At 63.2% G+C, this 13,794-nt stretch carries 12 protein-coding genes; 6 read left to right on the forward strand and 6 right to left on the reverse strand.

Annotated features, from left to right (window positions below):
- Positions 1-224 precede the first annotated feature (224 nt).
- The 3 genes from N2605_RS29010 to N2605_RS29020 all read left to right on the forward strand — a co-directional run bounded on the left by N2605_RS29010 (position 225) and on the right by N2605_RS29020 (position 3,677).
- Positions 225-1,823, forward strand: a complete 1,599-nt coding sequence (locus N2605_RS29010) for a glycosyltransferase 87 family protein (RefSeq protein WP_260344229.1) — start codon at positions 225-227, stop codon at positions 1,821-1,823.
- Positions 1,824-1,959: 136 nt separating this feature from the next.
- Positions 1,960-3,129 (forward strand): glycosyltransferase family 87 protein, encoded by a 1,170-nt coding sequence (locus N2605_RS29015; protein WP_260344230.1) that lies wholly within the window; start codon positions 1,960-1,962, stop codon positions 3,127-3,129.
- A 251-nt stretch (positions 3,130-3,380) separates the two neighbouring features.
- Complete coding sequence (locus tag N2605_RS29020) at positions 3,381-3,677, forward strand: hypothetical protein (protein WP_260344231.1); 297 nt, start codon at positions 3,381-3,383, stop codon at positions 3,675-3,677.
- A gap of 143 nt (positions 3,678-3,820) precedes the next feature.
- On the opposite strand, the gene N2605_RS29025 is transcribed toward N2605_RS29020, so the two are convergent.
- From N2605_RS29025 to N2605_RS29035, 3 genes are all read right to left on the reverse strand, one after another.
- Positions 3,821-3,988, reverse strand: coding sequence for a hypothetical protein (locus tag N2605_RS29025; RefSeq protein WP_260344232.1), 168 nt, complete (start codon positions 3,986-3,988; stop codon positions 3,821-3,823).
- Positions 3,988-5,049, reverse strand: a complete 1,062-nt coding sequence (locus N2605_RS29030) for a glycosyltransferase family 87 protein (protein WP_260344233.1) — start codon at positions 5,047-5,049, stop codon at positions 3,988-3,990. The genes N2605_RS29025 and N2605_RS29030 overlap by 1 nt, the downstream gene beginning before the upstream one ends.
- A gap of 167 nt (positions 5,050-5,216) precedes the next feature.
- Positions 5,217-5,381, reverse strand: coding sequence for a Flp family type IVb pilin (locus tag N2605_RS29035; RefSeq protein ID WP_035998610.1), 165 nt, complete (start codon positions 5,379-5,381; stop codon positions 5,217-5,219).
- A 297-nt stretch (positions 5,382-5,678) separates the two neighbouring features.
- Here N2605_RS29035 and N2605_RS29040 point away from each other — a divergent pair, with 297 nt between their 5' ends.
- The 3 genes from N2605_RS29040 (at position 5,679) to N2605_RS29050 (ending at position 9,836) form a co-directional block, all read left to right on the forward strand.
- Positions 5,679-7,169, forward strand: a complete 1,491-nt coding sequence (locus N2605_RS29040; RefSeq protein WP_260344234.1) for a hypothetical protein — start codon at positions 5,679-5,681, stop codon at positions 7,167-7,169.
- Positions 7,170-7,279: 110 nt separating this feature from the next.
- Positions 7,280-8,776, forward strand: a complete 1,497-nt coding sequence (locus N2605_RS29045; protein ID WP_260347519.1) for a hypothetical protein — start codon at positions 7,280-7,282, stop codon at positions 8,774-8,776.
- A gap of 64 nt (positions 8,777-8,840) precedes the next feature.
- The gene (locus tag N2605_RS29050; RefSeq protein WP_225112948.1) at positions 8,841-9,836 is read left to right on the forward strand and encodes a glycosyltransferase family 2 protein; all 996 of its coding nucleotides are present in this window, start codon (positions 8,841-8,843) and stop codon (positions 9,834-9,836) included.
- 64 nt (positions 9,837-9,900) lie between these two features.
- Here N2605_RS29050 and N2605_RS29055 read toward each other — a convergent pair whose 3' ends face one another.
- The 3 genes from N2605_RS29055 to N2605_RS29065 form a co-directional block, all read right to left on the reverse strand.
- On the reverse strand, positions 9,901-11,340 hold the full coding sequence (locus tag N2605_RS29055; RefSeq protein WP_225146445.1) for a hypothetical protein: 1,440 nt from the start codon (positions 11,338-11,340) through the stop codon (positions 9,901-9,903).
- A 121-nt stretch (positions 11,341-11,461) separates the two neighbouring features.
- Positions 11,462-12,697, reverse strand: coding sequence for an APC family permease (locus N2605_RS29060; RefSeq protein ID WP_260347520.1), 1,236 nt, complete (start codon positions 12,695-12,697; stop codon positions 11,462-11,464).
- Between the two features lie 6 nt (positions 12,698-12,703).
- Positions 12,704-13,543 (reverse strand): universal stress protein, encoded by an 840-nt coding sequence (locus N2605_RS29065; RefSeq protein ID WP_225146443.1) that lies wholly within the window; start codon positions 13,541-13,543, stop codon positions 12,704-12,706.
- Between the last annotated feature and the right edge of the window lie 251 nt (positions 13,544-13,794).

Below are 13,794 nucleotides of genomic sequence, written 5' to 3' on the forward strand. Positions count from 1 at the left end.
GACTACTCGCGACTTTGACGTGCAATCACGCAAAGTTCCCGCATCGATTCATACAACTTTAACTGGCTATCCATAGTCATACGGTTGTAAATTGGAATTCGGCAATGCGTTTCACGAGCGGGCTTTCTGCGGTTCAGCGACCCGGCTCTGCTCCTGATGTTCCCGGCGCATATGGCGCCTTGATGCTGGAACGCGCGGCGATTTCTTCCGATCCGCGAGAGGTCATGTCCCTTCCCGCGGCCGACAGGCTGCGGCGGTCGTGGAGGGCGAAGCAGCGCGGCAATGCGCTTGCAGCCACCGCCGTTGTCGTCTGCGCGATGCTGGCGGGCGCGCTCTACACCCTGGCGATGGGCGAAGACGTCAACTGGGATTGGCAGAACTACCACGAATACAATGTCTGGGCCGTTCTCAACGGCCGCTATGGCGTCGATGTGGTCCCGCCGGGCTTTCAGACCTACTTCAATCCGCTCGTCTATTTCCCAGTCTACTATCTCCGCCATGTGCTGCCGGCGCCCTATGGGCTGATGATCATCGGCGCCGTTCACGGCCTCAACCTCGCGCTGATCTGCCTGTTCGCACGTCTGGTGCTGCGCCAGGCCGCGACCATCGCGCCGGTCGCAGCAGTGGTCGTCATCGCTGCCTCGGGTCCGATGACGCTCTCGGAAGTCGGCACGAGCTTTTCCGACGTGCTGCTGGCCTTGCCCGTGATCGGTGGCTGCCTTCTGATCCTGGTGGCGGATCGCCGACCCGCGATCTGCGTCCTGCTCGCGGGATTGCTGATCGGTGCCGCCGTCGGGCTGAAGCTGACCAATGTCGTCTACGCGATCGGCGCTGCCGCGGCGCTGCTCGTCTCCGCGCGTCCGCTTCGCGCGATCGCGCTTCTTGGCATCGGCGGGATGGCCGGCGCGGCGCTCACCGGCGGCGGATGGTGCCTGATCACGTGGCGCGACACCGGCAATCCGATCTTCCCGCTGTTCAATGCACTGTTCCAGTCGAGCGAGGTGGCCGGCGTCAACCTGATGGATGCGCAGTTCATGCCTTATGGCGTGCTCGACGCATTGGCCTACCCCTTCTACTGGCTGATCGGCGACCACCGCGGCGCGGAGCATCCGTTCCGCGACGCGCGCTTCGCGGTGGTGATGGTCCTGCTCGTGCTCGGCCTGTGGGTCCGCGCGAGGCGCAAGAGCGCGATCCTCACCCGGGGTGACGTGCAGCTGGTGGTGCTGTTTGCGGCCTCTTACCTCGCATGGCTCGGCTTGTTCTCGATCCAGCGCTATGCGGTGGTTCTGGAGCTCCTGTGCGGTCCGCTGATCGTTCTCCTGCTCACGCGCCTCGCCGCGAGCACCGGACCGTCATCGCTGACGGCGTCCCCTCGTCCGCTCGCCGTGTTGACGTTGACGCTCGCAGTCGCGATCGCAGCGTGGTCGCAGCCGGCGGACTGGTGGCACCGCCCCTGGTCCGACCTCTACCGGCCGAAGATCGCCCACGAGCTCGATCAGCCCGCGACCTATTTCATCCTCGGCAAGCCGCTGGCCTATATCGCGCCGCAGCTGCCCTCCCAATCGCGCTTCTACCTGCTCGCCGATATCGCCGTGCCGATCGTCCCCGGCGGCATCTTCGACCAGCGCATTCGCGCCGGGCTGAAGACGCCGCTGCCCGGCGGCGTCCGCGAATTGCACATGCGCGGCGATCCGGACCGCAGCGCGCTGCTGGATCGCTACGAGCTCACCATCGATCGCTCCCGGCCCTGCGTCACCATTGAGGGCGCCCGCCCCGGCACGGTGATCGAAAGTTGCCCGCTGATCGCGCGGACTGCGCATTAGTCGCCGTCCGCGCGGAACTCAAACTTGAGAACCATCGCGCCTCTCGAACAGAGGCCTTACCCTTTGAGCGTACAATGAGTCATGGCAAGCTTGGCACAGACAACCAGCATCAGTAAGGATCTACGCGTCCCTCACCGTGGTCGCTGCGGCCATTCTGCTGGCGGTTGTCATATTTGACTTCCAACTGGCAGCAGCCCAGTCGTTCCCATCGTTCGTACTTGACCCAGGCGGCTTTCCGGTTGGTCGAGATTTTCTGAACACTTGGATAGGCGGCCGATCGGCTTTTTCCGGCGGCCCTGCGGACTGGTTTGATTCCAGCGCCTACATGGCTGCGATAGCGAAGGTGACCGGCATTCCCGATTTGGCACCTCTGTATTGGTCGTATCCGCCGCATCTTCTGTTCTTCATTTGGCCCTTTGGTTTGCTCGGTTTTCTGCCGTCGTACATTGTGTGGTGCGTCACCGGGCTTGCCCTGTATGTTTGGGCGGCAACATCATGTGGTGTCGAACGAAAATACTGGGTGTTTCTGGCCGTCGCACCTGCCGTCACGGTTAACGTATTCCTCGGCCAAAATGGCTTCTTGACCGCTGCGCTCTTGATCGGCGGTCTGGCAAACCTCGAGCGGCGGCCGATACTCGCTGGAATTTTGTTTGGTATGCTGACTATCAAGCCGCAACTCGGACTCCTGCTTCCGATCGTGCTGGTGCTGGGAGGGCACTGGCGAGTCATTGGTTCAGCCGTCGTCATGACCGTGTCGCTTGTCGCCGCGACTGCAGCATGGTTTGGGCCAGAAATCTGGATCGCATATTGGCATAAAGTTTTGCCGCAACAGCACGAACTGCTCGACGTGGCAGGTATCATGGGCTGGCCGATCGTTGCCTCAGCCTTGATCAACGCCCGCCTTGCGGGTCTTCCGGCTGATTTGGCCTGGGTGGTGCAAGGAGCGGCGTCGGTATGCGCCGTCGGTGCGGTGGTTTGGACGTTCTGGCGCAAGCGCGATCCGGTCCTCTCACTAGCGCTCTTCGTTACCGCAACCTTCTTGTTTTCACCCTGGATCATGAACTACGACATGGTCGTATTCGGATGGATTGTCGCGCTTCTGCGTCAGCGCGGAAACGAAGCATTCGCCGATCAAGTTCTTTCGCTTGCGTTGTGGATGTTGCCTATTCTGATGTTTCCATTCGGCTTCGCGCAAATACCGATTGCTCTACTGATCCTCCCCTTGTTCGCCGCTCGTCTGCTGTGGCGGTTGTCCAATGATAGATCAAAGCAAGCCTCGTCAGTGACGTCGCCAGCGTTAGCTTGAGTGGCGACATTTCCTGTTGCGCGACGCCATCGAGTTCGATGAAGACATCGAGTGCCCGTTCAATTGCGGGCGAGACGTCAACGGTTCGCACGGGAACCTCGCAGGCGAAAAAGGGGAGCCTTGGCTGTTGGCGCTCGCCAAACCGGCGCCTTTGACCTAAGCGAACTTTCCGCTTCGTGCTATACGCTGCATCTAAGCAGCAGGACGGAAAACCTATTGCGCGAAGATTATGAGCTGGTCGGTGGACGCGGATGTATCGAGAACTCTCCGTCTGGAAACGAATTGACGCCAAAAGAGCAGTTCACTTCAGATGCTTTGAGGATGTTGCGTCGCACCTTTTCTGCGTCCAAAGCGCCGACTTCTATGCCTTGCCGGTGACGGTCGACGCCCGTCGCGAGCTCGACCGCCAATTCATCGAGCTCTTTATCGAAGTGGAGCCGAAGAAACGCAGTCGATGGTTCGCCACCGTTGAGCAGGCCGTTGCTGCACATGAGGAGGAGTTTTCCTCGATGGCTCGAATTATCGCCGAGCGGGAAAGGAAGCGATAACGCGGTGTCCGGAACGGGCCCATCGCAGCAGTTGAGGAATATCAACTGTTCCGCCGCCTAATGGTGCAGCCTCCATCACTGCGCTGACCGCGAACGCCTCACGCCCCAACGTCTCACCCGGAGACCGAGCATGACTGAACTCCTCAGCTCGTTCGCGTGAGAGCGAGCTGCGCCGATGCGGTCTCGGCACTCCGCCAGGCTGCGCAGCGTCCGAGGATCAGCCCGAACACGATCAGGATCGCCGGGAAGCCGACCGGCTGCCCGAGAAACAGGAAGCTCGCAAGCAGCGCGAAGACGAGCGCCAGCGCCATCACCTCGTGGCGTGCGAAACCTTCGTCGAGACCGGCTCTGATGAGGAGGCCACGGCGATGCCCAGCACGACCAGATCGTACATGAAGAGATAGGGCGTCGTCAGCAGCGCCGCGGTCGCGAGCATCGCCGCCTTGAGGGCATAGGGCAGCCGGCTCCGCCACACCACGACCAGCGCCACGGCAACAGCTGTGGTCAACACCCACTGGAAGATCCATGCGAGCTGCTCGGTGCCGCCGAGATAGCGCACCAGCGCGAAGATGCTCTGCATCTTGAACCAGGGCGCCCTGCCCTCGGTCAGGAAGGCCTGGGAGAACATCGGAATCCAGTGGAAGAACGCCTGCCAGCTTTCGGTGCCGAAGGCGAACCAGGATAGTGCAGCGATCGCAACGGTGACGATCGCGGCGCTGAACAGTACGGTCCATTCGGCGGCGGCGAGCAGGACAAGCGGAAACAACAATCCGTATTGCGGCTTGTAGCTGAGAAGGCCGAGGCAGATTCCAGCCAGCACCGGCCGCGTCGGCAACAGATAGAGCATGCCGCCGATCAGCGAGGCCGTGAGGAAACCGTTCTGCCCGACCAGGATGTTGAGGAAGGCGGCCGGAAATCCAACCGCAATTACCAAGCCCGCGTTGCGCCCGATGATGGCGCGCATCACGGCGAGATAGGGCACCATGCTGAACGCGGCCCAGCCGATGAACGCCACCGTATAGGGAAATTGCGCGAGGAAGGACGCGACGAACAGGAAGGGCGGCGGATAATGCCAGGCGAAATGGCCGACAAAATCCTGCTTGAGAAGCGCAAGCTCGACCTGCTTCTGAATGTCCCAATCCCAGGCCTGCGCGGGATGCCCCTCGAGCGCCAGTCTTCCGGCCGCCCAGACGTTGACGAAATCAGTGGGGATGCCGCGCCCGTCGGCGTCAAAGATCCAGAGATGGGCGAGATAGGCCGTCGGAAAATACGCCAGCGTGACGATCGCCAGCACGAAGGAGATGTTGACGAGGATCGCTGGGACCGCACCGTGACGGCCGATTGCAGGCGGAACGGAGGAGGCTTCGGCCATGCGGCTTCCTTGCGCGATGATGTGAGGCGGATGCGCCCAAGCCATACACCCGAGTGGCTTGAAGGAGGCTTAAGCCTGATCGTCGAACGCCCCGCGCCGATTCTTGGACAACGCAAAAGAGCCCCGTCGATGACGGGGCCCTTCGCTATTCCGCTGGTCGTCCGGCCTTACTTGAGGCTGGTCGAGATCGAGCTGAACTTCGTGTTCAGCGTGGTGCCGAGGTTGTTGACGACGGTGATGATCGCCAGCGCGATGCCGGCAGCGATCAGGCCGTATTCGATGGCGGTGGCGCCGGATTCATCCTTCATGAAACGCGCAACGAGGTTCTTCATAGAGTGCTCCAAATGAGTACACGAGGCTACAACTGATCTGGTCTCTTCGGCTTCCCAGCGCCGCCCGACCATGGCAACGGAACATAGAGGCAAAGAATTGCACCGCAGTTAATTCGGCTGCGTAAACACCGAGCGGATTGCGTGTATCGGCCCATGGTAAATCCAAGTTCGAAACAATCCGTTAAATTGTAAGCATCTGACGCCGGCCTGGCGCGGCCGGTTTACCCGAAGTTATGACCGGCGTGGTCCAATGCCGCCCGCTCGGGCCGGCAAGAACAACCAGGACGACGAGACGGCATGTCCCTTTCTTTCGCCAACAGCATCGCGGTGCAGGGCCGCGCGCGTGCCCTGGTGCCGTTGTGCGTCGGCGCCGGCGCCTATCTGTTCTTCCTGTTCCTGGGCGATACGCTGCTTCAGGATTCCGACTCGTTCTGGCAGATCAAGATCGGGCAATGGATCCTCGATCACCGCGCCATGCCAATGATCGACTTCTATTCCTTCACGCGGACGGGCGCGCCGTGGATCTCGACGTCCTGGCTGTCGCAGGTCGCGTTCGCCTTCTCGCATGCGCACTGGGGCTGGGCAGGCCCCGTCATCCTCACCGCGGCCGCCGTCGCGCTCACCGTCGCGATCTTCGTCCATCTGCTCGAGGCGCATATCGGAGCCCCGCGCGCGGTGCTGTTCGCGATGCTGGCGCTGCTGCTGTCGATCCATCACGTGCTGGCGCGGCCGCATATCCTGGCGCTGCCGGTGATGGTGGCGTGGGTCGGCTTGCTGATGGCGGCTGCGAGCCGCCGGAGCGCGCCGTCCTGGACCTGGCTGCCGCTGATGGCGCTGTGGGCGAACCTGCACGGCGGCTTCGTGCTCGGGCTCGCGCTGATCGGCCCGATCTCGCTCGAAGCGGTCGAGCATGCCGGGAAGGGACGGCGGCTCGCCCTGTTCATGCGCTGGGTGCTGTTCGGGTTCGGGGCGCTGATCGCGAGCTGCTGCACGCCGTACGGCTGGCGAACGCTGCAGGGCGCGACCAACATTCTCAGCCTCGGCGAGTTGCTGACGCTGATCGTCGAATGGATGCCGGCGAACTTTGCCACGTTCACCCCGTTCGAAGGCGCCCTGCTCGCCCTGATCGCATTCGGTTATTATCGCGGCCTGGTGCTGTCGGCACCCCGGATCTTCCTGATCCTCTTCCTGACCTGGAGCGCGCTGAGCCACGTCAGGAGCATCGACGCATTTGCATTCCTGGTGCCGCTGGTGCTGGCAAAGCCGCTCGGCGAGATGTTCCCGCAGCCACAGCCAGAGGCCGCCGGTGTCGAAAGCTGGCCGGGCCGCTACGTCACGGCGCTCGGCCCGCTGATGATCGTGGCGGCAAGCTGGACCTCGACCTCGCTCTATCTGGGGCACCACCGCTTCACCTTCACGATGACGCAGACGCCGGTCGCGGCGGTCGACCTGCTCGAGCAACGCAAGCTACAGCGCGTCTTCAACGCCTACCAGTTCGGCGGCTATCTGATCTCGCGCGATATACCTGTTTTCGTCGACGGCCGCGCCGAGCTCTACGGCGAGAAATTCATCATGGACTTCTTCAAGGCGACCGAGGGCAAGAAGCCCGAGCTGCTGCCACGCCTGCTCGACGAGCACAAGATCGATGCGACACTGCTGGGCGCGGATGCGCCGGGCCCGCAGATCCTCGACCAGCTCAAGGGCTGGAAGCGGATCTATGCGGACGACATCGCCGTGATCCACGTGCGCGACGCCGCAGACGGCGCGACCGTGGCGCCTTCGAAGTGACGACCCGCTCCAGCGCGCGTCTTCGGCCTCAGCGACTTCATCAGATGGTTCCTTCCAGCAAGCCGATCCTGACAGATCCGGCGCGTCCCGACCCGGACCGAGCCGTGGCGATGATTGTGCTTGCGATGCTGGCTGTGGTCTCGTTTGTTCCGGTGCTGCTGACGCCCATTCCGGCGATGGTCGATTATCCCAATCACCTCGCCCGCATGTCTGTTCTGAGCCAGAACGGCACCGCGGGCGCAAATCCGTATTACGAGGTGAGGTGGGCCTTCTATCCCAACCTCGGAATGGACCTGCTGGTCCCGCAGCTGGCGCGGCTGATGAGCGTCGAGAACGCGACGCGGCTGTTTCTGTTGCTGAGCCAATGCCTGATCGTCACCGGTGCGCTTCTGCTCGAATGGGTCCGGAAGGGACGCATCCATCTCGCCGGTTTCGCCGCGCTCGCTTTCCTCTATTGCCTGCCGTTCAGCTGGGGTTTCGTGAACTTCGAGTTCGGGCTCGGCCTCGCGCTCTGGGGCATCGCCGTCTATCTGATGCTGGCCGAAGGCCCCTGGCCGCTGCGCTTCATGGCCAATCTGATCTTCGTCGCCGCGCTCTATGTGGCGCATTTCTTTTCGCTCGGCATCTATGGCGCAACGCTCGGCCTTTTCGAGCTGTCGCGCATCCGCCAAGGGCGGGTCGCTTATCCCGTCGCGGCCGCGCGGCTTGGCGCGCTAGCCCTACCGGCGCTTGCGCTGCTTGCGATCATGCATGTCACGGCAGGCGCGATCGGAAGCCAAGGCAATGACTGGTTCCTCGCATTCAAGCCGGTCTGGCCGCTCCGCATCATGAACGGTTACAATCTGACGGCCGCGGCGGTGACGGGGCTGACCCTCATGACCGCGTTGCTGTTCGCCGCAAGGCGCGGCTTGCTCAGGCTCGAGCCCGCCGGGATCTGGATCGCGCTCGGTCTTGCGCTCCTGTACGTGGCCATTCCCTCGAGACTGTTCGGGACCTCTTTCGCCGACCTCCGCGTGTTTCCTGCTGCGGCGCTGATCCTGCCGGCGTTCTGCTCGCTGTCGCTGCCAAGCCGGGCTTGGCGGATGGCTGCACTCGCTGCGATCAGCAGCATCACGCTGATCAATCTCGCCGTTGTCTTCACGGTATGGCTGCCCTACCGCGCTGACTACGCGGCCATTGTCGAGTCGTTCCGCAAGCTCGAACGCGGCTCGCGCGTCCTCGTCAGCAATGCGGACGAAGCGGGCGACCCGCCCTTCGCCAATCTCACCGCGTATCCGATGTATTATGCGCCAACGCTGGCGGTGCACTATGCCAATGCGTTCGTGCCCAATCTCTTCACGGAGGCGGGCAAGCAGCCTGTTCGGGCCGTGGAGGCCGTGCGCCATCTTGCCACTCCGGATGGCGGATTGGTGTCCTCAGGCCTGCTCACCGCGATAGCAGCGGGCCGCCCGCCGGCGGACTCGCCGCGCTTTGTCCGCACCTGGTACCGGGATTTCGACTACCTTTATGTGCTGGGACCGCGGGCCGCAAACCCGCTGCCGGATCTGCTGGAACTATTGCAGACCTCGGATCGGTTCGTCCTCTACAGGATTCGCCGCAAGTCCTGAGAAAGGCGACCTTAACCACCTGCCCATAGACTTCCGCCCCTGCAACCCAGCTGGACTCCTTCGCATGGCGGCCAATTCCGGACCGATCCGCTACAGCCTCGTCATTCCCGTCTTCAACGAGGAAGCCGTACTGCCGATATTGTTACGCCGGCTCGACTTGCTGCTGTCCCGGCTCGACGGGCCGGCAGAGGCGATTTTCGTCGACGACGGTAGCAGCGATTCCAGCTCGATCGTGCTGCAGGCACTCGCCGTGCGCGACGCCCGCTTTCGCTATATCGGCCTGTCGCGGAATTTCGGCCATCAAGTCGCCATCACCGCCGGCATGGACGCCGCGCAGGGCGACGCGATCATCGTCATGGACGCCGATCTGCAGGATCCGCCCGAAGTGATCGAGCAATTGATCGCAAAATGGCAGGAAGGCAACGACGTCGTCCACGCCCGCCGCCTGTCGCGCGAGGGAGAGAGCCGATTCAAGCGCGCGACCGCACACCTGTTCTACCGGCTGCTCGGCAAGATGTCCTCCGTCGGCATCCCCGCCGACGTCGGCGACTTCCGCCTGATCGATCGCAAGGTGCTGGACGCGCTCAGGCAGATGCCGGAGCAGGATCGCTTCGTACGCGGCATGATCGCCTGGCTCGGCTTCCGCCAGGCCGAGGTCACGTTCCATCGCCTCGAGCGCGCTGCGGGCGAGACCAAGTACCCCCTGTTCAAGATGATCCGCCTAGCGGTGAACGCCGCGCTCGGCTTTTCTGATCTGCCCTTGCGCCTGGCGATCTGGTGCGGATTGACCGTCTCGGCATTCGCTCTGCTCTACGGCGGCTGGGTCGTCGTGATGTGGCTGAGCAACGACGCTCATCTCGTGACCGGCTGGTCCTCGACCATCGTCCTCCTCTCGCTGTTGTGTGGAATGAACATGCTGATGACGGGGATCGTGGGCCTTTACGTCGGCCGCATCCATGCCGAAGTAAAGCGCCGTCCACTGTACGTGGTCCAGAAGCGAGCCGGCTTCGATCGCAACGAGGCGGCGACCGTACCCGCCAAGCACGCAATCAACGAGTGATCCGCCGCAATCATCTCGGACGTGAGGCCAACACCTGGTCTTCGATGCTGCTGCCGAGCGGGCTTTACTGCATCTCCCGACGCTTGTGGACGACCGCCACATCGTCGCTGTACACGCGCTGCCAGTGCGGCAACCGATCAAGCATCGCTGTGGCGGGCGTATTCGGTGCGAGCAGCGTCGCGCGGATCTTGTAGTCGTCGAGCAGCTTGAGAAAATCTCCGAGGTCAATCAGCGCCAGGGCGCGATTGTAGCGGTCGATGAACGGTCCGCCGAACAGTTCCGCGCGGCCGTCGATGAAGGTTGGAATGCCGGCAAAGACCAAATAGCCGCCGAAGGAATAATCGTTGAGCAGCGGCCCCGCCTTGGCGAGGTCGGCACGGGCGACCGCCGCCTCGGGGGTGATGAGGGGAGCCGGCCGGATGTCGCGCGCCAGCGCCAATCCACTCATCGCGGCCAAGATGCCGAATGCCGCCAGGTTCAAGCCACGCGAGGAGCGGTCGGTCTCGTTCCCGCTCGGCCCGCCGAACCTCCGGGCCAGCGGGGCCGCGAGGTAGAGCGGTGCCAGCATGGCCAGCAGATCCGCATTGCGCATCTGCGCCAGCGCGAAATGGAGCAAGCCGATCACCACGAGGGTCCGCACGACCGGCAGCGTGACGCCGCGCGAGAGCGCGAAGATGCCCCCCAGCAACAGCAGCTCGAAGCCGCCGATGCGGCTGAAATCCTGCGGCCGCCATTCCGCGATCCAGGCGAGCGCGGGACCGAGGCCGAGTGTCGTGATCGGCATCAGCAGCGGTTCCGGCCCATGCGGCGTCAGGCAGGATGCGGCGACGGCAAGCAGTGTGAATGGCACCCAGCGCAGCAGCACGCGTGGCCATTGGCTTCGCTCCTCGCGCAGCAGCGCCTCGAGCACCACGGGTCCAATCAAGCCAAGCGCCAGCACTCCGCTGCCGTGCAGATTGCCCCACACGACCAGCAGCGGCAGGGCCCAGTATGGTGGCGGCCTGCCATGATCCATGCAACGCACCAGGGCAGCCGCCCAGATCACCATGATGGGCATCACGAGCACGTGTGGCCGCGCCAACATGTGCGGCGCCGTCAGGATGACGGCCGCGATCACCATGATCAGCGTCTGGGTCGGCGACAGCTCGCGCAGCAGGAAGTATGTGAGCAGACCAAAGGCGAGTGCGATCGCCGCGGCCGCGACGACGACGACGCCGGACCAGCCGGACAGGACGTAGGCTCCGGCATAGATGACTTCCGACAGCCATTCGAACGTGATCCAGGGCGCGCCATGCTTCGAAAACGAAAATGGATCACTCGTCGGCAGGGCCCCATGCGCCATGATCCAGCGCCCGAGCTCGACGTGAGAATAGCTGTCGGGATCTCCGAGCAGCTTCGGGCCGACAGCCAGCAATACAGCGTAGACGGCGAGCCCCACAGCCCAAGGGAGCACTGCACGCGCCGAAAACGGTTGAACCGCGCTGGAGACGACCTGATCAGTCATGGCGGGCCAAGCTAGGCCTTAATTGTTAAGGTGTTCTTTAATGTTTCACCGATCGCGCGTGCGGAAGCGAGAGAACCGCCATCGCAACGCCCGGGCCCTCCGCCAAAACGCCACGCGGGCGCTATCGCACGAGATCGATCAGGAGCAACGCGGCGCTTGTGAACAGTCCTGCGATCGGCACCCAAATGGGCACGAAGAACACGCCGGCGGGAGGCTTGGATTCTCTCGTCTTGATGCGAAGAAGCGCCAGGTTGACCAGGACGAAGATCCCGAGCGTCAGGCGTGAGGTCCATTCGGCCAATCCGGTCAAGGGAATGCCGAGCGCGAGGATCAGGATGGCGCCCACGCCGAAGAGGGTTGCAACCACCGGCGCTCCGCTTCTGGCGTTCACCCGGGCCAGAAAGGCCGGAAGGCTGCCTTGGTCCGCAAGCCCGTACAGCACACGTCCGATCATCAGCATGTGAACGATGATCCCGTTGACCGTCGCAACGATCGCGATGACGCTCAATACCGAGAGGGGAAGACCAGTCAACCGCTGAAAGACCAAAGCAAGCGGAGCCGAGGCGTGCGCGAGCTCGGCCGGGTGCACCGCGACCACCGCAACCCAGACGACAATCATGTAGAGGAGCGCCGTCACGCCGAGGGTGATGAAGAGCGCCCAAGGCAGCGTTTGGGACGGATTTTTCATTTCCTCGGAGATGTTCACGAGGTGCTCGAACCCGATGAATGCAAACACGGCGAGCAGCGATGTCTGTGCGATCCCGGTCCACGCTGCTTTATCGTTCAGGGGAGCCAACAGTTCGGGCAGCCGGGAGACCAGGGCGTCGCCCTCAAACAGCCCGGCTCCGACAATGAGGACCAATCCTCCGATCTCCACGACCGTCATCAAGCCGGCGAAGCTGATGGACTGAACCGCGGACAGGCAGGCGATCGCTCCCATCGCGAGCACAACGCCGGCGATGATCCAGCTGGCAGGCAGCGGCAGGAACACGCTGATGTAGCCGGCGCTCCCAACGGTGATGGTCGCGCCCGAAATCGTCGCTGCAGCCACCACGAGCAACCCTGTGGCACCGCTGAGCCATTTTCGATGAAACGCGGCCTGGACATAGGCGGCCTCGCTCGCCGCGACCGGCAGTCGCGTGCCCAGTTCGGCAAAGCTCCCGGCCGTCACGCCCATCACGACCGCGGCAACGAGGAACGCCAGAGGTGCATGCATTCCGCTCCGGGCAGCGGCCGCGCCCACCAGGACGTAGATTCCGGCGCCGATCGTCACGCCGAGCCCATAGAGGACCGCGTGCGTGAGCGTCAGCGATCTGACGAGTTTCGTAGACCCGAGCGGCGCCACCTCCTGCGTCACCAAGCGTCAATGCGAAAACAGGATCGGGATCGGCGGCTTGGACAGCAGGCCCCTGGTCGCGCCGCCGAGCACGAATTCCCGCCACCTCGGCGTTCCGTACGCGCCCATCACGAGGACGTCGATGCCGTGGGACAGCACGTAAGATGTGAGGACCTCGTCGATCGGCTTGCTCTCGGCATCGATCTCATCCAGCACGACCTCGATGCCGTGACGAGCCAGGTTCTTCGCCAGTTCTCGGCCGGAATGTCTGGAATCCAGGGGCTTTTCATTGGTGACAGTCACGACGCGCACACTTCTTGCGCTTTCAAGCAAAGGAAGTGCGTCGGAAACCGCTCGCGCAGCGGTGCGGCTGAAGTCCCAAGCCACGCAGATGGCGTCGAGCCGCAACGGACGCGACCGCGGGCCGGTGGGCAGGATCAGCGTCGGCCTGCCGGATTCGAAGATCACCTCCTCGGCGTACCCCAGATCATGGGAGTCCGGCACCGCCATGATCGTGAGATCCCGAAGCCTTGCATAGTCAACCAGCAGCGCGGCCTCGCTGGCGGTTGCACAGTGCTCGAAGATGGTCTCATGCCGGACGCCGGATTTGTCGGCGGAGGCTTCGAATGCGGCAAGCAGGGCTTTCGCATTCTCGCGGCTCTTGGCGGCCTCGCGCGCAATAAGCGCGGGTATGTCCAGGATGACATCCCCGAGCAGGCTTGCGCGCACCTCCGCATGGACCTCGCAGGAAATGGCTGCGAGGTGCGCCCCCAGGGTGGCGGCCACCGAGACGGCATCGTCGATCACTGAAACCGGCGTCGGCTCCGGGTAGCTCGCCAGGGTCAACAGAACATCCTTGAAAGCCATGTGTGCCTCCTTTGACGAGTCGGAACCTAACGCTGTCGAGATGCTCCTTCTTGACCCACCGCAACCGATTTAGCCGGATGGCTGTGGCAAAACGGCCCAGGCTCGAACGATGGCGCCGGAACAGAACGCTTTGGTTCGGCGGCGCCTGCCTTGCGGGAGGGGCCAGCGCAATGCCAGCTCGCGAAGCGCGCTCGGACAATAAAAAACGCGGCGTTACCGCCGCGTTTTTCGATTCTCAACTGCCGCTTGGA

Origin of the sequence: Bradyrhizobium yuanmingense (assembly GCF_025200905.1) — a bacterium.
GTDB classification, from domain to species: domain Bacteria; phylum Pseudomonadota; class Alphaproteobacteria; order Rhizobiales; family Xanthobacteraceae; genus Bradyrhizobium; species Bradyrhizobium yuanmingense.